The 21,518-nt window shown below is 37.1% G+C and carries 20 protein-coding genes and 3 pseudogenes; 17 read left to right on the plus strand and 6 right to left on the minus strand.

The window, feature by feature from the left end:
* Window positions 1–5: 5 nt before the first annotated feature.
* Window positions 6–2,996: a hypothetical protein gene (locus tag ACMGGO_RS09240; RefSeq protein ID WP_094878435.1), complete on the minus strand. Its 2,991-nt coding sequence runs from the start codon at window positions 2,994–2,996 to the stop codon at window positions 6–8.
* Window positions 2,989–4,350: a hypothetical protein gene (locus tag ACMGGO_RS09245; RefSeq protein ID WP_094878436.1), complete on the minus strand. Its 1,362-nt coding sequence runs from the start codon at window positions 4,348–4,350 to the stop codon at window positions 2,989–2,991. Before ACMGGO_RS09245 ends, ACMGGO_RS09240 begins: the two co-directional genes overlap by 8 nt.
* Before the next feature lie 198 nt (window positions 4,351–4,548).
* Between ACMGGO_RS09245 and ACMGGO_RS09250 the strand changes: the two are divergent.
* From ACMGGO_RS09250 to ACMGGO_RS09260, 3 genes and pseudogenes are all read left to right on the plus strand, one after another.
* Window positions 4,549–5,610: pseudogene (locus ACMGGO_RS09250) on the plus strand (DNA polymerase thumb domain-containing protein); the annotation flags it as partial.
* Window positions 5,611–5,622: 12 nt separating this feature from the next.
* Entirely contained in the window at window positions 5,623–5,958 is a 336-nt protein-coding gene (locus ACMGGO_RS09255; protein WP_009370357.1) for a YolD-like family protein, read from the plus strand.
* Window positions 5,942–6,295 carry a hypothetical protein gene (locus ACMGGO_RS09260; RefSeq protein WP_009370358.1) on the plus strand — a complete coding sequence of 118 codons (354 nt, stop codon included), beginning with the start codon at window positions 5,942–5,944 and terminating at the stop codon, window positions 6,293–6,295. Before ACMGGO_RS09255 ends, ACMGGO_RS09260 begins: the two co-directional genes overlap by 17 nt.
* Window positions 6,296–6,356: 61 nt before the next feature.
* On the opposite strand, the gene ACMGGO_RS09265 is transcribed toward ACMGGO_RS09260, so the two are convergent.
* Window positions 6,357–6,962, minus strand: coding sequence for a hypothetical protein (locus ACMGGO_RS09265; RefSeq protein ID WP_420281821.1), 606 nt, complete (start codon window positions 6,960–6,962; stop codon window positions 6,357–6,359).
* A gap of 30 nt (window positions 6,963–6,992) precedes the next feature.
* On the opposite strand from ACMGGO_RS09265, the pseudogene ACMGGO_RS09270 reads away from it, so the two are divergent.
* Window positions 6,993–7,160 (plus strand): annotated as a pseudogene (locus ACMGGO_RS09270) (SDR family oxidoreductase); the annotation flags it as partial.
* On the opposite strand, the pseudogene ACMGGO_RS09275 reads toward ACMGGO_RS09270, so the two are convergent.
* Window positions 7,161–7,577: pseudogene (locus tag ACMGGO_RS09275) on the minus strand (SDR family NAD(P)-dependent oxidoreductase); the annotation flags it as partial. It lies immediately after the preceding pseudogene.
* A gap of 137 nt (window positions 7,578–7,714) precedes the next feature.
* On the opposite strand from ACMGGO_RS09275, the gene ACMGGO_RS09280 reads away from it, so the two are divergent.
* The 9 genes from ACMGGO_RS09280 (at window position 7,715) to ACMGGO_RS09320 (ending at window position 16,362) form a co-directional block, all read left to right on the plus strand.
* The gene (locus ACMGGO_RS09280; RefSeq protein WP_167444824.1) at window positions 7,715–7,885 is read left to right on the plus strand and encodes a hypothetical protein; all 171 of its coding nucleotides are present in this window, start codon (window positions 7,715–7,717) and stop codon (window positions 7,883–7,885) included.
* Window positions 7,886–8,442: 557 nt separating this feature from the next.
* Window positions 8,443–9,165 carry an SDR family NAD(P)-dependent oxidoreductase gene (locus tag ACMGGO_RS09285; protein ID WP_066037249.1) on the plus strand — a complete coding sequence of 241 codons (723 nt, stop codon included), beginning with the start codon at window positions 8,443–8,445 and terminating at the stop codon, window positions 9,163–9,165.
* 876 nt (window positions 9,166–10,041) lie between these two features.
* Window positions 10,042–10,590, plus strand: a complete 549-nt coding sequence (locus ACMGGO_RS09290) for a hypothetical protein (RefSeq protein ID WP_036076496.1) — start codon at window positions 10,042–10,044, stop codon at window positions 10,588–10,590.
* A gap of 369 nt (window positions 10,591–10,959) precedes the next feature.
* The gene (locus ACMGGO_RS09295; RefSeq protein WP_420281822.1) at window positions 10,960–12,021 is read left to right on the plus strand and encodes a suppressor of fused domain protein; all 1,062 of its coding nucleotides are present in this window, start codon (window positions 10,960–10,962) and stop codon (window positions 12,019–12,021) included.
* A gap of 66 nt (window positions 12,022–12,087) precedes the next feature.
* A complete protein-coding gene (locus tag ACMGGO_RS09300) occupies window positions 12,088–13,749 on the plus strand; it encodes a DUF6138 family protein (protein WP_387254441.1) in 1,662 nt (553 codons plus the stop codon).
* A gap of 13 nt (window positions 13,750–13,762) precedes the next feature.
* The gene (locus tag ACMGGO_RS09305) at window positions 13,763–14,458 is read left to right on the plus strand and encodes a DUF4274 domain-containing protein (RefSeq protein ID WP_259951133.1); all 696 of its coding nucleotides are present in this window, start codon (window positions 13,763–13,765) and stop codon (window positions 14,456–14,458) included.
* A gap of 17 nt (window positions 14,459–14,475) precedes the next feature.
* On the plus strand, window positions 14,476–15,276 hold the full coding sequence (locus tag ACMGGO_RS09310; protein ID WP_259419602.1) for a hypothetical protein: 801 nt from the start codon (window positions 14,476–14,478) through the stop codon (window positions 15,274–15,276).
* A gap of 129 nt (window positions 15,277–15,405) precedes the next feature.
* On the plus strand, window positions 15,406–15,873 hold the full coding sequence (locus tag ACMGGO_RS09315) for a DUF4259 domain-containing protein (protein ID WP_259419601.1): 468 nt from the start codon (window positions 15,406–15,408) through the stop codon (window positions 15,871–15,873).
* A 21-nt stretch (window positions 15,874–15,894) separates the two neighbouring features.
* Window positions 15,895–16,362 carry a hypothetical protein gene (locus tag ACMGGO_RS09320; protein WP_103118297.1) on the plus strand — a complete coding sequence of 156 codons (468 nt, stop codon included), beginning with the start codon at window positions 15,895–15,897 and terminating at the stop codon, window positions 16,360–16,362.
* A gap of 61 nt (window positions 16,363–16,423) precedes the next feature.
* Here the strand turns inward: ACMGGO_RS09320 and ACMGGO_RS09325 are convergent, their stop codons facing one another.
* Window positions 16,424–17,458 carry a YdcF family protein gene (locus ACMGGO_RS09325; RefSeq protein ID WP_048392508.1) on the minus strand — a complete coding sequence of 345 codons (1,035 nt, stop codon included), beginning with the start codon at window positions 17,456–17,458 and terminating at the stop codon, window positions 16,424–16,426.
* 116 nt (window positions 17,459–17,574) lie between these two features.
* The gene (locus ACMGGO_RS09330; RefSeq protein ID WP_259419599.1) at window positions 17,575–18,741 is read right to left on the minus strand and encodes an immunity 26/phosphotriesterase HocA family protein; all 1,167 of its coding nucleotides are present in this window, start codon (window positions 18,739–18,741) and stop codon (window positions 17,575–17,577) included.
* 183 nt (window positions 18,742–18,924) lie between these two features.
* Here ACMGGO_RS09330 and ACMGGO_RS09335 point away from each other — a divergent pair, with 183 nt between their 5' ends.
* The 4 genes from ACMGGO_RS09335 (at window position 18,925) to ACMGGO_RS09350 (ending at window position 21,493) form a co-directional block, all read left to right on the plus strand.
* Window positions 18,925–19,359: a GNAT family N-acetyltransferase gene (locus ACMGGO_RS09335; RefSeq protein ID WP_420281823.1), complete on the plus strand. Its 435-nt coding sequence runs from the start codon at window positions 18,925–18,927 to the stop codon at window positions 19,357–19,359.
* A gap of 12 nt (window positions 19,360–19,371) precedes the next feature.
* Window positions 19,372–19,863, plus strand: coding sequence for a nucleoside 2-deoxyribosyltransferase (locus ACMGGO_RS09340; RefSeq protein ID WP_115673287.1), 492 nt, complete (start codon window positions 19,372–19,374; stop codon window positions 19,861–19,863).
* Entirely contained in the window at window positions 19,863–20,177 is a 315-nt protein-coding gene (locus tag ACMGGO_RS09345; RefSeq protein WP_004225046.1) for a YbjQ family protein, read from the plus strand. Before ACMGGO_RS09340 ends, ACMGGO_RS09345 begins: the two co-directional genes overlap by 1 nt.
* A 395-nt stretch (window positions 20,178–20,572) precedes the next feature.
* Complete coding sequence (locus tag ACMGGO_RS09350; protein ID WP_420281824.1) at window positions 20,573–21,493, plus strand: helix-turn-helix transcriptional regulator; 921 nt, start codon at window positions 20,573–20,575, stop codon at window positions 21,491–21,493.
* Window positions 21,494–21,518 lie beyond the last annotated feature (25 nt).

Here is a 21,518-nt window from a genome sequence, read left to right on the forward strand (position 1 = left end):
TTTGCTCACTCCTCTAAAAGCGCTAATTTTTGCGTGAATAAATTTTCTCCACCATCGTAAAAACTAAATACATAATCCTCTCCAAATTTTTCTATTGTTTTTATAAGGAGGTTTTGGATTTTTATTATGGTGTTTTGTTCTCTTTGTTTTACGCCTTTTTTGTTTGAGTTTTTATACCTCTGTATACTATCTTCAAATTCATTAAAGATTGAAGTTAAGGCATAAACATTATGAACAGCAAATAGACACTGATTACAGCTATATTGGTTTGAAGGTCTATGACAATTAGGATAAATTAGACATTGAGTGTTTGGATTTTTTGCTGGCATTTGTCCTAGATACATATTTCGTATATGCTCTAATGCATCATCGGGTGATAAAGATAAAAGTTGGTCCATTAAATTTTGTTCTTGCTCACTCATTACTTTTGAAAAGAAGTTAAAAAGATTTTCAACTTCAAATGGTTCAAAAAATTGTTTTACATATGAAATTTCTGTTGTTCTTTCTTGTAATGAACTTTCTTTAACTTCTGTTAAAAGTTCTATTAATTGTTCGTATAAAAAGCCAAATTCACCTCGGTTAAATAAATGAATTGAAATTTGGTTCTCACCATAGCCGATATATTCTTTTGTTACCTCAGTTTTATGTTTGCGAAGTTTCATAACCAATTCAAATGCTGAATTACCTTTCCCCTTTTTTTCTTGTATAGAATAGAAAAGATGTTCCATAAGTGAACGATTAGCAATTAATGGCGAAAATTTGATGTGTTTTAAATCATCACTTTTCTTGAAAAATAAGTTAAACTGACTTGCTCGAATCCTATTTTTCTTTTTGGTTTCGCTAGTAAAATCAATTATTGATGAGGAATTATTTTTACGTCTATGAAATTCACAAATACACAATGCAGTTACCATAGGTATAACTAGATCAAGGTTACATGTGAAATCTCTAGGCATGCCATTTTTGGCTGTAACTAAGTTATAACTTCTGATGATATTAATAATTTTTTGAGCCTGAGGTTTAGTAAGTTTATAAATTTTAAACCATTCTATATTTGGCACTCCAATTAGTTCGGGTTGAATAGGGGGAATGCGAAATACATCGCTAGGTCTCCAAGCGTTAGTTAAAAGGATCATTATGAATAACCATAAATTTGCATACTGTTTATCAACAATAGCGTGATTTAAGTGATTATCGAGTTTTAAGCAATAATTGTATATATTAATCCAATCCTCAAAACTAATCTTTTCATTTTCTTTATAAGAGCGTTTTATTCTTGGGTTAGGCAATTCTTCAAGTGAATATTTACATAACCTTTCGTTTTTTATAAAAAGCAAAATTTCCCAAATGTAGATTTTTCGACTTGTTGTTGGACAATTATTGATTAATAATTGGACTTCTGCATTGTCATAGTTAAAAAGTTCTTTTTTTAGATTGTAATTAATTAAATATTCAATCGATAATAAGTACTGTCGTTTATATTTTTCTGAGGTATCAGGATTAGCTTGTTTTGAAGATAGAGACTTTTCTGCAAAAGATTTTAATAGTTCTACAGTTTTCTCTAGATGTACAGGCATATCTCTTACCTCTATATAATTTTTAATATAATCGCTTAATTCAAGATGTAATTGCTCGAAAACGAGTGAAAATAATTCCTTTTTCTCTAAAAAACGTAAAGTATCTTGCTTATCATATAAGTATTCCCCAGTTAAGTTTGTGAAAAATTTCATATATAAAGGCATTTCAATAGCAGTTATTGGGATATATCTAAAAGTTTTCTGTAGATTTAATTTATCTAGTAGTTCGGGGCGTGTATAATATTTTCTTCTTAAATCGTTGATCATTTCTAAATAGTCATCTACTTCTTTTTTATTAATTTTCCAATATCCTTCAGTGTCGTTAGGTTCAACAAAATCTTTAAATAAGTTTTTATATTCAGATTTTTGTAATAGGCTATATAAACTTTTTTCTCTTCTTAAGGAGAGTTTATTAATACTTTTAAAAATATAATAATTTTGTTCTTCATAGGGAAAGCAGCTTTCGGGAATAATATCTAAATCGGGGGTACTATCTAAATTAGGAATACTATCTAAATAGTATTTCTTTATAAATTGTAATGCATTATCTTTCTTTACATATGTCTGTTTACTAATAATAAGTTTGTCTTCAACTGAGAATTTATTTTTTAAGTAATTGCGTGTAAGTTTTAATTCGTCAACTATATAGTCTAGTTTAATGTAGTCATTTTCCAAAGACTCTATAAATAAGTGAAGAGAGTCTTTGGTTATCCATGATTTATTAGAGCTAACACCATTACTTTCCAATCCGAAATCTGTTTTGTGAAATTTTAAATAGCCTGCTTTAACTAATTCCATAATTGAAGATGTACTACCTTCTGAATAACCAAGTAATTTTTTTACATCACTAACTGAATAGTGTCGTTCTAGAAATTTTTTTTCCTCAGCTACAACTGTTTCTACTTCTTCTATTGGAAAGTATAAACCTTGCTCTTTAAATCCAGTAGGCGCATTTATTGGATTAAGTTTTCTAATCTCTGTATAATATTTTAATCTTTTAAATCCTAATCCATATTTTCTATTAAGGTTATTTGTAGAAATATGGGTTTTGAATATTGCCCTTTTTCTATCCAAAGTAACCTTAAAATCGATAGCTGAATTTTTAGTAATATAAACGTATTTCCCATTAATAGGGGAAGTTAGTTTTATTATATTAAGAAGGGGAAACTCATCAGGGAAATGCAATTCGATATTATGGAGTCCAGTATATTTAGGTATTCCTACTATTGTTATAAATTCATTTAAATCGCAACAATCATTCAATATTTTTAGTTCATAATTCATATATTGCTTTACGGTACCTTCGTTATAATGTTTACCATCAAATTCGATTACTTTTAGCTCAGCTAATCTTTTAACTTTATCTGGACTAAAGCCTGTTAAATCTACAACTTCTTTTTGCATTAGTTTTCTATCCAAAAGTTAAAACATCCTTTCTGGAAAATGATTCTACTATTCCTTCACAGTATTTTTGTGATAAATTTACTGTTTCCACATCCAAATCATCACATGAATTAATACTCTCTTGATACATTTCTTGCAAGCCATCTTGGATTTCATGAAGAATAGCTTCTTTACTCATATAGGCAAGTGCGGATGCCAGATTCTTATCTCCTCGAAGAAGGGCCAATTCAGATGGTCCATTAACTACCTTTGCCATCATATTTGTATAGATACGACGACCGATATGAGTGTTCCAGGAATTAGTTGATAAAATTGAGTAATAAGCTGGCATTTCTTTTTTTACAGTTTTTAAAAATTGTTCTTTAACTTTTTTAAACCTTGCATCATATGTATCACCACTCATTGGATTACCTTCGTTATCAATAAATAACGCATTATGTTTATTAATTTTTTGTAAAGTTTCCAATCTACTTTTTAGATTTTTTAATAATGTTATCGAGAGGCTTGGTATAACTTGAATTGGTTGTATTGGGAATATTTTGGTATCCCTTTTTACTGAACAGGATGAAATATCGTTCAGCCTCTCCCATAAATAAGGTTTGTATCCTATCCTAACAGATAAGCCAAACTCTCCGTTAGGACCAATCTCACGTAGGTCACTTCTTAAAACATTTACCACTTCACCTCTACGCAATCCTCCAAATATTTGAAGATAAATACCAAATGCAATTTCTGGTGCCACTGAATCTGCTACTTCCAATAATAAAGTAATTAATCTATTGTGAGGGAAATGCTCTAGTCTTAATTCATATCTTGTTACATTTTTAGCTGGTAGTGAAAATCCATTTCCAATAAAGATAGAACCGATTGTTTCTTTGTTATTTTTTAATTTGTATGTATTATCATCAATAATTTCTGCCAACTGACCTTGAATAATTTTTTTATCTTTTAAGAATTTGAAGAAGTATTTTAGATACATATCAGCGTGTTCTAATGTTCCTCTAGATCTATATCTACCTTTTTCATCTTTGTTTTTCTTGTACTTAGTTGTTTTTAGATGTGTTAAAAAGTCAATACCATGCGAAAGGGTTAGATCTTTTAAGGAGTTTAATTTGTAGATTTCATAGTTATCAATAATCAACCAATTTAAGAACTGTACAACGACGTCTGCAGCTCTTTTTTGTGTATTGTAATTGTGATCTGTTTTTCCATAGCGGTGTTTAATAAAATTTGTAACAGGGTGCACTTTAAAAAAGTTAGTTTTTGTATCTTCCACAACTATAGTTGCATATTCCACTTTATAGTCCAAATCTAAATCTACACTTGCTTTTTTTACACTAAATTTAATACTCTCATAATTGCGATCCATATTTTTCCCCCTCCTTAAAAATCTAATAGGCTTCTTCCAATTTGAAAACTCTTAAAAGTATTAAAATGTTCCTGGAAATATTAATCTCTAAAAATATAATTATGAGATAAATTAATTTTATGTCATAAATACCGGTAAAACAATCTTAATATTGAGAATTTTCTTTACGAAAATAGTTATCAGAAAAACCACCCACATAATCGACGTTATGAAATTCCCAAACATCCAGATATTAAGTTGTTTGAACCAAAAATGTCCTTTTTTCTAGAGATGTCCATGGCCATTACGCGTCTGATTGCACAATATGTCCCTCCAGAGGCGATCCATGTTTATAGTGTGGATGAAAGCTTTATAGATCTAACAGGTACGGAGCAACTTTGGGGTTCGCCTGAGCAGGTAGCCAAATTGATTCAGGAAGACATCTATGAAAAGTTTCGCATTCCGTCCGCTATTGGCATGGGACCAAACATGTTGATGGCTAAATTAGCATTAGATTTAGAGGCAAAAAAAACAGGCTTTGCCAAATGGACCTATGCCGATGTCCCAACAAAGCTTTGGCCAGTGCGTCCTTTATCTGATATGTGGGGGATTGGGAAACAGATGGCAGCCAATTTAAATGCGATGGGCATTCAAACAGTCGGTGGATTAGCCCATGCCGATTTAGCCGAATTAGAAAAGCGCTTTGGTATTATGGGTAATCAATACTATTACCATGCATGGGGCATTGATCTCTCCACATTAGGTGAGCCATTGGTGAACAATGCGGCATTAAGCTTTGGGAAGGGCCAAATGCTCATGAAGGATTATCACACACGAAAGGATATTGCAGTTGTACTCCTAGAAATGTGTGAGGATGTGATGCGACGTACACGGGAAGCAGGCTATGTCGGGCGGACTGTTAGCTTGGGGCTCTCTTACAGTCGCAATGCGATGACGAAGGGGTTCCATCGCTCAAGAACCATCGAAAGTCCAACCAATGAGACCCTTGTTATGTATCAGACTTGTCTGGACTTACTAGATGAGCATTTTGCGGGTGAGCCAGCGCGTCAATTATCTGTTAGACTGACAAACTTAGAGCCAGAGCGTAGTATTCAGCTTGATTTATTTGATGAGCGTAAGGACCAGCGACAGGTCATTGGTCATGTCATGGATGCGATTCGTAGAAAATATGGAGTGGTGGCCTTATTACGCGCAGCCTCCTATACCAGCGCTGGTACAGCTATTTCACGGAATCGCTTAGTGGGCGGGCATTTAGCATAAGGAGTGGAAAAAATGATAAGAGATAGAGGAACGATGAAATGGACAGCGATGATGCTACCAGAGCATTTAATGCTTTTGAAGGCATGGAAACAAGAGGTGTTGACAGAGTTGCCTCGGGAACATGCTGAATGGGAGCTTGAAGAATTACAGCAAATAATCACACAAGCATTCACACAGCATAACTATATTATGTTAACTATATGGGAACATGGTAACTATGTGCAATGGGGAGGTACCATTCAAGCGATGAACGAGGACCAGCTGCTACTAGAAACCATTACCACAACGAAGCACATCCCGTTAAGATACATTTATGCTGCTCGTATAGAAGATGATGGATGTGATTAATGGAGAGCAACGACGATTATTACATCAATATTTGCTGCTTGATTTAGCTGTGAAATCCTTACAGCACGATCTAACAGTGGCGGAGCATTTTAAGATGAAGCGTGTATTTTTACCTGCTATGGATGCTTTATTAAAGCAGCTACACAAAGATTATTTTCAATTAAAACGTCAGCTCGCCCAACAAAAAATACGATTAGTTGGCTGGCATCGAATTGATGATTATTTTAGTGATGTGCAGGTGGCTACCGCAGGCAATGATGAGGTACTACGCTATGCCAATCAAGCGTTAAAAACACAAGTCGAAGAGCTAATGAATAAACATTTACACAATGCCTAGGCTTACGTCTACGACGAAAAAGCCAAAAGCTGATGACAGGAGTGGTCAGCTTTTGGCGGCTTTATTTCTCGATAGGTTTCACATCAATTTGCTCAACAAGAAACTCATTGTTAGTACGATTAAATTGATAGGTACTACGAACATCGGCTACATAAATAGGTGAGATGCCAATCGATCCAGGGATGTTTAACATTATTTTTTGATTTTCTACTGTATAAATAACCACACCACCGAAAGCAAGTTGCGCTTGCTTGATATCTGGTGCTGGATCAAAGTCATAATCAAATGTAGATTCTTTTCCCTGTGCTTTCATCGTAATCGCTAATGTGCCATCATCTTTTTTCGTAATCGTTGATTCAATAGTATGTGCAACGATGTCTTCATAATGTTGGACATTCATCTCCGATAAATCCTCTCCATTTACCACATGAATCTCATAGTGATTGAGGCCTGTCCCTCGTCCAGTTTGGATAATAATAGCAGCCTCTTCCTTATGATCATTTGTCAGATCTGTATAGAATAACTGAGGTTTAGTTCCTGTATCAGGGATTGTCCAGTCAAAATTTTTCCGCTTACCATCAATATCTAAAGTTACCTCTGTAATTTCATTTTGTGCTTCATTTCGTGCAAATAATCTCACCTTCTCATCATCGGAAACGGCGATCAATGGAGCCTCATGCTGTATCTCCAACTGTTCGAAACGATGAACACTTTTGGTCAGTTGGATATTTTATGTAACCATGTTGGGATTCAATTTCAGCAAAATGAGCTGACAGACATCACGGATGAACAGTTTGATGAAACCTTTAAATTAAATGTATATGCTCACTTCTATACGACAAAAGCCGCTCTCCCTTATTTACGAAACAATGTCTACACATTGTTTTTTAAAGCGAAGATCTCCAGGAAGCAGCAGACATTTTTGTCCTAATTCTTCAACTCTTTTTTTCGTTCTTAGCGCATCTTCATGCTCATCTAAATAAGCAATGGCCACATCGGCCTCTTCTTTCGCAAAGGCAATGGCAGCAGCTGCACCCATCCCGCTATCACCCCCAGTAATAAGCGCAACTTTTCCCTTTAATTTACCACTCCCTTTATAATGAGGGTTTTCTATGATGGGCTTAGGAACCATTAAGCTTTCCAATCCCGGTTGGCGTAATTGTCTTTGTTCAGGTTGAGTCAGTGGCACTTCTTTATATTGCGTAATCTTTCCATAGACAGGATATTGCGGGTATGGATCTTCCTTTTTATTGTCCTCAAACCACTTTTGATAAAAGTGGATTTGTGCTAATAATTCACGATAGTCCTTGTCATTCGGATTAGTAATAACCAATCCCTCCTTTTCAACATATACTATGAAAGCTTAGCTTTTTGTGTTAAACATCCAAACAAGCCGTGAAGGAAACAGGAGGACTGAAAATGGAGGTTGAATTTTTCCCAGAAGTTACGCGATTATTAGAAAATGAAGCGTCTACACTTGAGATCCATTATTTGAATGACACCTGGTTAACACCAACCATTGGCGTAAGACCACCTTATTATAGCTACCCAATCTACGAGTCATATTATCCGATTTGGGACAATGAATAAACTGTAAACGAAGAAGCCATCTGGTGTTGTTATTTTTTCAACATCCGATGGCTTCTTGTTGCAGTTAATTCGGGAGTTTTTTTATTCTCAAAACTATTCGCAAAGACAGGTAGGTGATTCACTAAAAAATGAAACGAACGTAATTGTATAAAAGCTTTCTTTTCAGCATTCACCTGCTTTAACCACTACCCACAAAATGAGAGCATGTTTAATCCAATAAATTTTATTGGTAATGACTAACAAATGTAAAGTAGAGATTGATGAAAAGTAAAATAAGGTTAATTTTTCTAAAAATATGCTGTGTAACTGCAACTACTTTAGGTTCTCTTCACAATAATTTTCATACGACAATCGTAAAAGAGACAGTGGCAAGTTCAAGTGATAAAAAGAGATTAATAGCATTAAATACGTTAAGATCAAATAAGGTGAAAGTTATTCATTCTTTTCAGTTAGTAGCGATAATTTTGAAAGTGAGAAATTCCTTTCACTTAAGGATATATTGATCGGCAACAAGCTACAGGTTTTCATTACATTTTGTCATGAGAAAGGATGGTAATATGAGTAGGAATTTTATTATCTTTGGAGCTAGCCAAGGATTGGGAGATGCATTTGTTAAGGGGTTACCTGTCAAAGGAGATACAGTATGGATGGTAGCACGAACGAGACCCAATAGTTTAGAGCTAAATGATGGAGTAAATCGTCACTGGTTATCCATTGATCTGTCTAGTCAACAACAAATTTCCACTTTAAAAGAAGTGTTACAAGGCATTCCGCTCGATGTATTAATTTATAATGTGGGTGTATGGGAAAAGCGTGGTTTTGAAGATGATTATACATTTGATAAGGATGAAGTAGAGGATATTTCGAAATTAATCAATATCAATCTAACTTCTACTATTACATATATTCAGGCACTTTTACCCAACTTAAGACAAGCGAAGCAGGGAAAGGTTATTTTAATTGGATCTACAGCAGGCTTAGATCACACAAACAATGCACAAGTTTCATTTGTCACATCTAAATTCGGCGTAAGGGGCATTACAAATGCACTACGTGAACATTTAAGGAAAGATAAAATTTCTGTCACATGCATTAATCCTGGTGAACTGGCAGCAGAAGTACCCTATGAAGAAGGAGCGGAAAAAGCCATTCATTTATATGAAGGTACACGAATCCCCGTACAAGATATTGTCTCTCTTGTGCAATGTGTAATTAATCTATCAGCAGTCTCCTGTGTAAAAGAAATTAATGTCCCAGCCATAACGGATTTAAATGCATGATTACTCAGTGAACACTACTCAATATTGAGTAGCGTCATAGTGTTGAAAAACAAAACCATCCATAGCATTTTTGTGAAAAGTGAAAGTGGTTTCCATTGCAGGCTACTTGCTTTCCTGTGGGCGAGCGTAGAGCAGCTTCCTCTGTTTAGTGGCTTGCCTGTCTCGTTATCCCATGGTAGTCAAGTAGCCTTTCACCCCAACCCACAAAAATGTTTTTTTAGCAAAGGTTTTCATTCCTCTTTATGGAGGGGTGTTGTCACTCATCACTTCTCCACATTGAAAATAAAAATCCTATCCTCCTAAGAATACAGATATTGGACTATTTGATTGCTATGCTAGGATGAAAAAAGTAAAGACACTTTTGCAGAAGGGTTGATTGGAGTGGAGCCAGTGTCACTCCTAGGGTTTTTAGCATCACAGATGAGACCCTGGAGCGAACGAAAGTGAGTGAAGCGGCTCATGGGACGCCCCCTGGAAAGGACGCTGGCGGAACGGAAATCAACCCCTTGCCTTTCAAAATTACTTTTTCTGCCGTTGACATCACCTTTTTTCAACAACAGGACGTGAGTAGCGTCTTTTAATTAAAAGGAGAAATAGATTCCTTCTCTTAGAAAAAATTTTCACGACCCCTTCACACATAACACTACAATTAGGCTCATATAAATAAAGGTAGTAAAAAAATCAACATCCTTTCATCGTCATAATCCAATTCTAAAAACACTTTCAGCCTATCAAATCTTAAGAAAATCTTCAGGTTCTACTAGGAAATATTTAAGATTCGCTGTGTATAATTATAAAAAAAGGAAATTCACGAAACCATTTGAAGATTTAAAACGTATTGGTAGTAGGAGAGAGAATATTGAAGTAGGTGAAGATATGGCACATACGATTTACATAGTATTAACCAAAACAGGGACGTTATTATCAAAAGCGATCGGCATGTATACGGGTAAGGAGATGAATCATGCATCCATAGCCTTTGATGAGGGGCTATTTGAAATGTATAGCTTTGGTCGAAGGCAATTGAACAATCCGTTAAGTGGGGGCTTTTTACGAGAGGATGCAGAAAGAGGGCTATTTGAGTGTGCGGATTGTGTTATTTATCGCTGTCGTATATCACATTATCAATATTTAGACATGATGAAAATTGTCCGTTATATGTACTGGAATCGAGATCGCTATAAATATAATTTTATCGGACTTTTTGGTGTGGTGATGCAAAAGGAAGTGAGACGTGAGCGTGCTTATTTTTGTTCCCAGTTTGTAGCGACGCTACTAAAGGTGGGAGGGCTAAAAATATATCAAAACCCAGCATTAATGACGCCTCATTGCCTAGCGCAATTACCGTATTTAGAGAAAGTATTTGCAGGGAAATTGGCAGATTATTTACAAACGGTTCGTGAGCCAGCTATGCTATATGGTTAAGATGCACTACCTGACGTTTAAATAGTAAAATAGACACTCATGCGACAATCTTCTATTTTGTAAGAGGATTGTCTTTTTATCTTTCAGCGAAAAACACCTCTTTATCGGTGGTGCGATAAATGTACAAATTGTACTTTTTGCTTCAATGGTGTCCCAATACTTTTCGAGCAAGCTCGAAAAAAATGAACGCAATTACGCTAAGGCGTCATCAATATTAGTCATATTTACCCCATATAGAATGTCAATAAACCTAGTTGCTGGAAACTGGAAAATGAGTCCTATTCCTGTTAAAAGAGTCACCATAAAATTGCTATCATAAATAATAGATACGTACGTTCTACGAGTGATATCAGCAAGGAGGATATGGAAATGAGTGATGAAATAGCAGCAGTTGGCTGGGATGCGATTGATCAGGCATTAGCACAGGTATATGGTGAGCAGGAGCCAAAGCATTATGGAACTTTGATTCCCTATTCACTGGGAGGACAAGATCCTTTAGATGGAATTAGTGTTTATAAAAGCGAAACATCCATTCCGCATTGGCATTTTGTTACATATGGCTTCTCGGAACTATATGAAAAGGAATTTGAAAACAAGGACTATAGTGGATATGGATTTGAATTAACATTTCGACTAGTACGTCAACTAGATGAGGACGAGCCACCTGCCTGGGCATTGAATTTACTACAGAATATGGGCAGATATGTGTTTAATAGTGGTAATGTTTTTAGAGCGGGAGATTATTTGGATGCAAATGGTCCGATTTGCCTCGATGCCGACACACAATTAACGGCACTAGCCTTTACACATGATCCAGAGCTTGCTGAAATCGATACACCAAATGGCAAGATGGAGTTTATCCAAATGGTCGGTATTTCAGAGGATGAGTTAGAAGCGATGCAGACATGGAATACACTTGGTGTACTACAGGCTGGCATGAAGCAAATACCAAGCTATACTACGGATTTAACAAGAACTTCTCTCCTACAAAATCCTGAAGTTGCCGAGGCAGTTGTGCGAGGAATGGAAGAAGATGGCTCTAATACGGGGTTTCTTTTCGTAGATCAACTTGCTTGGGAAGTAGAAAAAAAGAGCTGGTTTAACAAACCGTCTAATGTTGTTCAACTTGGAGCAAAGCAAGCAGCTGTCATTAGTAAATTATTACGTGGACGTATTCTGAAAGATAAAGATCTTACCTTAGTCGGTCAACAAATAACGATAATATTTAAAGCAGGCCCTCAGGTAGGTTATTCAGAGAATGGTCAAGAGATTACGATCACATTGAACAAGGCAGCGGTAGAAGAATTAAGTCAGAGGCTGATACCGCAAGAAAGTCAATTCACTATTTCTTCTTTAGTTGGTGTAAGTTTTCAAATTTTGAAGACACATATTAAAAATCAAGAAGGAGCGGTTGTGAAAACAATCGGATAAGATGGATCTCTCGCTAAGGCTTTAGCGGGAGATTTTTCTCTAATCCATAGAAAGGGAGGATGTAAAGTGAAGCAGTGTGTAGAGCATTTTCTAGCGGCTGTGTGGGAGCAAATCACGGCTGTTTATCAACAAGAGAGTAAACGAATAACAGGGCTGAAAGAGCAAAGTAGGTTACAAGCAGGCATCCTTCAATATTTGAAAGTTGCCTGGAAAAAAGGAAAAAGTCCTAATGGCACAATCTTTATAGATGTTTATGAGCCATTTAGTTGGAGTGATAGCTCCTATAAGGTGGAAGCGGGTTCATACATACAAGAATTTACAGATGTCCAGCATATTGAAGAGCTTTTTAGTGCTTTATGTACTAAAACAGAGGAAGTATTTCAATCTGAGCAATACGGTCCCCGATTTTTTGATTACCGCTTTGAGGTTGTGCTGGAATTTGAACATGATAAAACGGTGCTTCATTATCAAAAGGAGCTGTTGAATAATCGTAAACTAGCGTCAACGAAACAAGTGCTGGCAAGCTTTATAGAAACAAAGGTGATGGCAGAGCTACCAGTTAGGCCAAGTGACAATGATGAATTTTTCCTTGCGAAGCATTTAGTCAATCCACATTTTTTCCATCAAACAGCTGAGGAAGTCGAACCACTTATTCATCGGCTTCAAGAAAAGCATCGGGCGAATAAAGAACGTTTAGACAAATGGATTTATTATTATACAATGGCCTTTAAGCAGTGGGCAGAGGAGCATTTTTTAACGCACTATTTTGAACAAGCAGGTGATTATAGGAAAGAGTGGGTATTGAAAACAGAGGACTCGGTACAACAACTAGAGCAGGAAAAACTAGATTTCTTTCTTTATGTCGCGTTGAAGATTGGTCAAAAAGAGCCAGCCACTCGATTAGAATACTTGGAACTTGCGAAGCAGCTTGGCTCGCTGCAGGCAGCTAATTATTTGGAAAAAGGAAGCGGTCGTTTTGAAAGTATAAGAAAGCGGGATGTATTCGAAGGACAGGCAAATGATATTTTACAAACGATTGATATACGAGTGATGGTAGAAGAGGAAAACGCTTATCGTGAAGCCCTTTACTATATCATTCAACTGCTACAAGAAGGTTTTCCAAAGGGCTATAAGCTGACTTTAAAGAGTAAAGCGAAAAATTATCTTCCTATTAAAAAGTTAGCTAAATCAAAGCTTCATCAATTTTTCGCCAATTGCCTACAATATCCAAATCTTTTCCCTTTATTAGCGGACTATGCCCAGCTTGCTATGGAGGAATTTGCTTGGTATCAGGATGTTGAGCCGAGTGAAAAATCAGCTATGCCCAGCACCTATGCGGTTTTTGGATTAGGACTTTATAGCAAGGATTATTTTCCACTTGTTCAACGATATATGTTACTCGTTGATACAGAGCATCAATCCGTGCAAGATGCTTATGCGGAAGCCTTTCTTGAAGCACATGGCTTATCAGTAGAGATGATGCCTGTGTTTGTAGCTATTTTACTTGGTGCAAGTGAATCAGCTAAGCCAATAAAGAACATTGACATCATGGATTTAGATTTGCTCGTGGCACTCGGACAAGAACTTGAAAAGAAAGCAGATTATCAGCGTCCATTTGTTTTATATCGAATATTCGGTAGTTCCAAGAAGCTTGCTCAGCGACTAAAGCAAGAATCAGCACCAATAAGGGATGAACTTGAGAAATTACTGCAATGGATGGATTCCTGAAGGGGGTAGACGAATGGAATGGACGGAAGTGAGTAAATCCAAGGATTTAGAGGTCGTTCGTGAGGCCATTAGTAAATTAGATGTAAATGAGCGAGAAGCACGTGGGAGAACACCATTAATGCTTTTTATAACAAATCGAATGCCACATGAAGGAATCAAGCTTCTTTTGGCACAGCATATAGACTTGGAGGCACGAGATAAGCTTGGTGATACAGCACTTAAAAAAGCGGTAAAGTTTAAGCAGAAAGAAGTGATTTCTTTACTACTTGCAAAGGGTGTAAATTTATCTGAGCCAGAGGGGATTACCGCTACAGCTTGGTTTGCGGCAAGGGAGCATGCAAGAATAGCTGATTTATTGGTAGATACACCAGGTGCAATCCGTCTAACTTTGAATGCAGAAGAACAACAGCAAGCTGATGCCATTTTATACGAGGATTCTCTCAATACAATGTGCCAGCGCATAAGCAAGGTATCATCAGCTGTTATTTTACATGCCATTGTCAATAGCTATAACTGGGATGATGGCCCCGAGCCTATGCTCGCAGCATTAGCTAATCCAGTTTGTGCCCCTATTACCATGATAGACATGTTTGAGCTAATGGAAGGAGAATATTGGTTAGCACTAACAGAGGAAGAGATAGCGAGTTCCGATTGGAAGCGACCATGGAAAGAGATGGCACTAACCTTACAAGAAAAATTAAAGTGCTAGCTAGCGAGGAGAGAATAATGGACCAAAAAGCAAGGAAAATATTAATGCAAACCTATTGGCAATCTGGTGGATGGCGTTCAGGTGGTTATACCTATACAGAAGAAGATTTTCAATATGCTAAAAGTAAGGGCTTGATGTTTGATCGATTAACGATTTCCCATGATGAATGTGTACAAAGATTGCGACAGCTTCATGAGAAATTCTTAACAAAGGAGCTTGTGGTAAAGGCATTTTTGCATAGCTTATCGACGCGCAAAGTACATTTACGCAGTGCCTTATCGAGCTGGGCTCTTACGCATGATTTACCAATGCATACGTATGATGAACAACCTGTGGCATTGGTCTCCTATAGTGGCTGTGGCTACTGTAATGAGCAGAAAATCATGTCCAATGATACGTATGTCAATGAAGATTTAAATGTGCTTAATTTTGAACGCATCAAGTGGGGAGGGGTTCGCCTCAATTGGCTCATCTATTGTTTACTAGACTTAGAATGCCTAGTGAAAGAACAAGAAGCATTGAATGTAAGTGAGGATGACGTAGCCATCTTACAACAGATGGTAGCAGCAATAGAATCCTGTAACGACACAGATGCAGCTAGACAGCTTGAAAAGCGCTGGAAAGATGTTTTCAAGTCCAATCAACATGAACGAGATGTGGTCATGGAAATCTGGGGTTATGCGGGACTACTCGTATCAAAGGATGATTATCGCAAGGAGCGTGGACGTGGAACTGATTTTATGTCAATGGCGACTTGGAGAGGACAGGATGGCTATTCACAGGAAAAGATGAAGTTTTACTTTGGCTCCTACCTATAAAGCTGAGGATTATTGATATAGCAAAGGAATTTTAAGAGCGGCTACTATAATGAACAGCTGTCATGGTCATGCGTGCAGATTTTACTTTTACCAGAGCTTTACTAGAATAAGAAAGAGAGGTGCAGTAAGATGGGGGCTTGGGGATACAAAGCATTGGAAAGTGATGAAGGTTTAGATGTAGTGGCGTTTTTGCGGGAGTTTATGGAACAGCATAAGGAATCCAATCAGCTAACATTATCGGATATTGTACAGGCTATGAAACAGCAAGGCTTTTTTGGTAAAACATTGGAGGATATAGATTTTTTCTACGATATAAGTGCCCTGGCTTTGGCAGAGCTTTATAGTCAATATCTGGATACAGGAACCATTTATGGTCAAGAAAGTAAGGATGAACAAATACAATGGGTAGTAGATGAAAGCTCTTTGACATTTATATTGCGGTATTTACAGGACATTAGAGATGAAGTACCTGATCAACATGGTAGTAGAGAGATTGTAGAATTATGGCAAGAGTCCAAGAGTTGGCCAGAATGGCAGTCCAACTTAGCCTATCTTATTCAGACGGTGGAACAAGCGATTAACCGTTTGCCACAATAAAAATAAATGGAGTGATTGGAAATGACCTATGATTTTTGGATGATGGCTTCCATCATGGAGTTGGTTGAATATCCAGATGAGACAAGTGATGACTATATAGCACATCCAACTTTACAGACGATCATGGATGTGCTTGAAATCCAAGTACCGATAGCAGAGATTTACGAACGTTATTTTGGTCAATCCATTCATACAGGACATGTTTTAGTATTTGCGAATAAGCAGCAACCACATGTCTGTGTGGTACTTGATACTTATCGAGATCCGCTCGATCAGCTGGATTTAATTCAATTTGGCTGGAGAGTGAACACAAAAGATGTTCACCTAGTAAGACAGCTGACACGAAAACTATTTGATAATTGTGATGAGGGGATTCGCTATGAGGAAGGTCAATCCATTCTCTATCAGGTATTACAAGAACAACGCTATCCTCGAAAACTTTACTATGAGACATTATATGAACAACAGCTGAAGAAATTTTGGGTATGATAGCATCAAAAAGGATTCGTAACACTTTCTATAAAAAGTGTACGAATCCATTTCCTAGAACCTATACAAAGAAAAAGCTGAATAGAGATAGCGCAATCGAAATGATTACAATAGGTCCAATCATTTTCATATGTCGTTTTCGTGCCATTACAACAATCGCTACATATTCACGAATCATCGCATTTGGCCAATAATAAAAGGCTGTCTTAGAGCCAATGCCCTGACTATCTAAGCCCGCAAGTCTTGCATAAATACCCGCACGAAAAAGATGGAAATTATTCGTGGTGAAAATACTGTTATAGGCCTCACCCTGTTTCCGATCATCCATGAGCTGCTTAGAAAATAACATATTTTGATAGGTATTCACAGAGCGGTTCTCCTGAAGTGTATGCTCAATGGGAATGCCTTTTTCTATTGCATATCGTTGCATCGCTTCAGCTTCGGGTAGATTTTCATCAGGACCTTGTCCACCAGAGAAAATAATGGTAGGTGGAGTAGTCACTGCTGCTTGCTTATGATAGAAGTCAATTGCCTTTTGAATTCTACTAGCTAAAAGTGGAGGCACCTTATCATTAATTAATCCACTGCCTAGTACAATAATAAAATCTTGATTCAATCGAGGGCGATTGAATTGGTAGAGAAAATAAGCAGATAAAAAATTGGATAAATGGATAAAAAAATAAAACGTAATGAGTGAAATTCCACCAAAAATGGGCTGGAGGTGGACTGAAAACAAACTCGCTGGATTGATAATCGGTAATAGGATAAAAAGTAAAATGCCAATCGCCACAAGTAATGTTAAGGAATTGGCTAAACGTCTACCTTCTCGCTTCATTAATACTCTCGCATTTAAAAATAAACCAAACATTAAAGCCACAATACCAAAAGGAATTAAAATGAAAAGAGCAATCAGTGGAATAATGACAATAAGCCTTAAAAAGTAATGGTCAGATGCTAAAGATAGAATGACGCAGAATAGCAGAAATGAACAGACAAATAGATTAAATAATAGTCCGTTGATCATTTTTCTTGGGTCTTTGAAGTAAGAAATAAGAAAAACGATGAAAAGAATCAGTGGAATAATGCCAAAATACATACAAAATGCACCTCTAGTGATGGAAGTTGGTTAATGATATCTCTATATTATAAGTAATTATTGGATGAAATCAACCATCGATGAAAAAGTGGAGGGGGAGCATCTAGAAGCTCCCTCTATTTTTTTTGTGTACGATGATAGGTTTTATTGAGGTAATGAATATATTGGGTGCGGGTCAATCCACCCGTTTGGCGATTAAAGTCATCGTAGGAGATATCATCTGGAAAACTAAATTCAGCGAGTGCCCGCTGACGATCTTCGCGGAAGTGTGGATGATCTAGCGACTCTGTTACAATTCCTTCCTCTTGCTTCAACCAATCACTGGCAACGCCTGCATAGACACCATGATTGGTAAAACGGCTAGCTGTTTGATAGGAGGTGGAAGGTGCAGGTTTACTAATTGTTCCTGTCCCCCAGGATAGACGATATCGAGGCTCTTTCCCATAGTTTAGTGTCACGCCATAGCCCATTGGAAATACAATATCGGATTCTGTTAACATTTTATGGCCTATCTTTTCATAGCATCCTCGCATAAAATGGTCATCCATCACAATATGGGTTTGAGGGGCCAATGGAGCAGATATGATTTCCTCAAGAGAAGGCAGGCGCTCTGTCGTTGTCAACAAATAGGGCCGTACAAACAATGGCATTGTCATTACATTATGCCAAATACTATCTTCTCCAAAAAGATGATCCTTTTGCATTTGACGTAAATCGCCAATGACAAGCACATAGCCATCTACAAATAAATCGATTTCTACACGAAAAATATCACCTGGCACAGTCTTATAGCGTAGACTTTTCATCTTGGTTAGCTTTTCTAGCTTGTCTGAGTAATCAGCAGGAAGCTGGGAGGGAAATTGCTCTAACCAATTCAAGAGAGCCGACTTAGTCGTTAAATGCTCAAAGCCTGTTAATGGTAGCTGGTAATATGTTTTAGTGTTACGAGCTGTGATATAGCTAGATGGATGGTTTTCATTACCCAGACCAGCAGAAAAAACAACGCCTGCAGCTTTCACAGCGGAGATATTGGTATAATTCAATTTCTTTTCTTTTCCACGCGCGGTTTGAGGGACAATGACTTCACGATTACGTGTTAAAATGTCGACATCCGCTTCTTGGTAGCTATGCTCATTCACGAAAATTCTTTTTTTAATGAGATCGCCTTCAAGGCAAATAAAATAATCCTCTCGAATCGGAATCGTTTCCCAATGTGCTTCTAAAGTATGTAGGCCGAAATAGGGGCGCAATGAATTCGTTAACCAACTAGTAAATGGTGTCAATCGAATTTCCTCCTAGCTATTGTTTTGTATTTTGGTCAAGTATACTGAATTTGGTGGGTGTCGAAAATAGCTTAGATGGAAAATAGTTACTTTTATGCAGTGATAATAATTGCTTTTGGAGCAGATGCCTACCTTTTTCTTCAGGCTATAGAACTGCTATAATGACAGACAGAGGTGATGAATATGCATATTGTGAGGATTGAAGGCATACCCTATGCTTGGCTTGAACAATTACAAGAAATCCACGCTCACGTTTTTGATGGAGCAAATTTGCCACTCGAAAAGCTAGAAAAGAAAGAAGGCCTTCTTTGCATATTGGCAGTGGAAGGTGACACATTGATCGGCTTTAAACTAGGCTACCCACAACCAGATGATATTTTTTATAGTTGGTTGGGTGGCGTTCATGTAGCACATCGAGGTCAGGGAATTGCAAGTCAATTAATGAAACAACAGCATGAGCATATCAAGACTTTAGGCTTTCACAAAGTTCGTACATATGGAAGAAATACATTCAAAGCCATGCTCATTACAAACCTCAAGCATGGTTTCGATATACTATCAACATTTATTGATGAAAAAGGCAGACATAAAATTATATTTGAAAAAACAATTGATTAAGGAGTTTTATACATGAAAGCATATTTAGCAAATGGGTTATTTTCGTTAGGCGATCGTTTTGTAAATGAACAATTGGCAGCAGCTATTCGCGAGGCAGCACCAGGCATCGCATTATATGTACCTCAGGAGAATGAGGCCATCAATGATAAATCTGCCTATGCAGATAGCTTAGCGATTGCCCAAGCAGATTTAGAGATGCTACAGGATAGCGATGTTCTGATAGCTGTATTAGATGGGGTGGAAATTGATTCAGGCGTTGCCGCAGAGATAGGTGCGTTTTCGATGCTGAATCGTCCCATTATTGGTGTGCTAACAGATGTTCGTCAGCAAGGGCGGGACAATATGCAAAAAATAGAGGCACTGATCCGAGATGGGCTAGAGAATCAGTTTGTTTATCGTAATTTATTTGTTGTGGGGTTAATTAAACGCAATGGCGTGATTACATCTTCTATTGAAGAGGCTGTGAAAGCCATACAAAAACTACAGAACGGGGAGGCATCATGATGCTATTAGCTACATCAGACATGGTGGCAGGAAAAGATATCATGGAAACATTAGGGCTAGTGAAAGGGAATTCTGTTCAATCTAGAAATATTGGTCGTGACATGATAGCAGGTCTTCGCAATATTGTCGGTGGAGAAATGAAGGAGTATGCGGAGATGCTTGTGCGCTCTCGTGAAATTGCCACAGAGGCAATGGTAGAGGAAGCCAAACAATTAGGTGCAGATGCAGTTGTAGGCGTTCGTTATGCTACTTCATCTGTCATGGATGGTACATCCGAAGTATTGGTATATGGAACAGCTGTAAAATTCAAATAAAAGAGTACAAGGACTTTCATTCAATGGAAGTCCTTTTTCAATGGTTAAAAAGTGACACATTCATCTAAAATGCTGTAAAATTTTAGTTAATTATGTCAAAAATACAGTCTATTGTGCTGCTTGAATGGTGATTTATTATAGGATGCGTATAGTACAAATTATACCAATAAAGTAGAAGTTTTATCTTGATTCAGTTTATAGATAATGAGATGAATGCACAAATGGAGTAGGTGTCAAAACACCAACTGAATCAAGATAAAAGCCCAAGCGGAGGTCACAGATTTTGAAGAGGAGCTTTTTGAGCAACTCGCAAAAAATCTGGACGCAATCAGTAGAAGGGCTATTTATGGCCAATATACTGCAAGCTGGGCATGATAGAAGAAAGAGTGGGATATATGGTAGATTCACAACAAGGCAAAGGCTATCGCGTACTATCGATGTTTGATCGATTGATGGATGGCCAAGGAATCAACAAGAAGCAAGAAGCATTGACACATCAGGTTGGTGAAAAATCCATACAACGGGATATCGATGAAATTCGTACGTATCTGGAAAAGGCTAAGCTAGATTACCATTTACAATATGTACGTACAGAAAAAGTGTATAAATTAATGCATACAAAAAACAATCGTTTATCTAAAGAACAGGTACTAGTCATCGTTAAAATACTGATTGCCTCAAAAGCTCTCGTAAAATCGGATATCGGTGAGATCGTTAATCAACTTCTCTCACGTGTAGCAGACGATCAACTGTTATTAAATGAAAAAATTGTATATGAAGATATCCATCAAAACAAGTCATTATTGTCCTTGATATGGGGAATTTCAACAGCTATTCAAAAGAGAAAGGTCATTACAATTGATTATTTACAGGAGGGTGAAGCGATTCCAACTGCAAAAATTTTAAAGCCGCTCGCTGTTATCTTTTCAACACATTATTTTTATTTAATAGGAGATAATCAAGAAACCCCAACTGTTTACAGAATGGATCGTATTCAGCATTTTCGTGAAATGACTAACCATTTTGAATTTCCATCTGTCCATCCATTACAAGTAGAGGACGCTAATGACCTTACTCATATCCGTCTTCTCTATAAAGGCCGTTCTCCTCAAATAGTCTACAGTCGGTTCCCAACAGCCCACCTAGTTTCACAAAACAATCATGAATATGTTTTTGAGGCAGAAGTGTTAGAATATGGCGTGAAAGAGTGGTTGTTAAGTCAAGGAGCCGATATGGAGGTATTAGAGCCAATTGAACTGAGAGAAGAGATCATTGAGACCTTACAAGCTATGCAGCAAAATTATCGTTACATATAAAAACCCGTGCGTACATGCACGGGTT

It is taken from the genome of Lysinibacillus sp. BNK-21, assembly GCF_048684915.1.
Taxonomy (GTDB): domain Bacteria; phylum Bacillota; class Bacilli; order Bacillales_A; family Planococcaceae; genus Lysinibacillus; species Lysinibacillus capsici.

Excerpts from the sequence above, each read along its gene's own strand:
- ACMGGO_RS09245 (WP_094878436.1), bottom strand. The coding sequence starts at position 4,350 with ATGGATCGCAATTATGAGAGTATTAAATTTAGTGTAAAAAAAGCAAGT.
- ACMGGO_RS09255 (WP_009370357.1), top strand. The coding sequence starts at position 5,623 with ATGATAAGAGATAGAGGAACGATGAAATGGACAGCGATGATGCTACCA.
- ACMGGO_RS09260 (WP_009370358.1), top strand. The coding sequence starts at position 5,942 with ATGATGGATGTGATTAATGGAGAGCAACGACGATTATTACATCAATAT.
- ACMGGO_RS09280 (WP_167444824.1), top strand. The coding sequence starts at position 7,715 with ATGGAGGTTGAATTTTTCCCAGAAGTTACGCGATTATTAGAAAATGAA.
- ACMGGO_RS09285 (WP_066037249.1), top strand. The coding sequence starts at position 8,443 with ATGAGTAGGAATTTTATTATCTTTGGAGCTAGCCAAGGATTGGGAGAT.
- ACMGGO_RS09290 (WP_036076496.1), top strand. The coding sequence starts at position 10,042 with ATGGCACATACGATTTACATAGTATTAACCAAAACAGGGACGTTATTA.
- ACMGGO_RS09295 (WP_420281822.1), top strand. The coding sequence starts at position 10,960 with ATGAGTGATGAAATAGCAGCAGTTGGCTGGGATGCGATTGATCAGGCA.
- ACMGGO_RS09305 (WP_259951133.1), top strand. The coding sequence starts at position 13,763 with ATGGAATGGACGGAAGTGAGTAAATCCAAGGATTTAGAGGTCGTTCGT.
- ACMGGO_RS09310 (WP_259419602.1), top strand. The coding sequence starts at position 14,476 with ATGGACCAAAAAGCAAGGAAAATATTAATGCAAACCTATTGGCAATCT.
- ACMGGO_RS09315 (WP_259419601.1), top strand. The coding sequence starts at position 15,406 with ATGGGGGCTTGGGGATACAAAGCATTGGAAAGTGATGAAGGTTTAGAT.
- ACMGGO_RS09320 (WP_103118297.1), top strand. The coding sequence starts at position 15,895 with ATGACCTATGATTTTTGGATGATGGCTTCCATCATGGAGTTGGTTGAA.
- ACMGGO_RS09325 (WP_048392508.1), bottom strand. The coding sequence starts at position 17,458 with ATGTATTTTGGCATTATTCCACTGATTCTTTTCATCGTTTTTCTTATT.
- ACMGGO_RS09335 (WP_420281823.1), top strand. The coding sequence starts at position 18,925 with ATGCATATTGTGAGGATTGAAGGCATACCCTATGCTTGGCTTGAACAA.
- ACMGGO_RS09340 (WP_115673287.1), top strand. The coding sequence starts at position 19,372 with ATGAAAGCATATTTAGCAAATGGGTTATTTTCGTTAGGCGATCGTTTT.
- ACMGGO_RS09345 (WP_004225046.1), top strand. The coding sequence starts at position 19,863 with ATGCTATTAGCTACATCAGACATGGTGGCAGGAAAAGATATCATGGAA.
- ACMGGO_RS09350 (WP_420281824.1), top strand. The coding sequence starts at position 20,573 with ATGGTAGATTCACAACAAGGCAAAGGCTATCGCGTACTATCGATGTTT.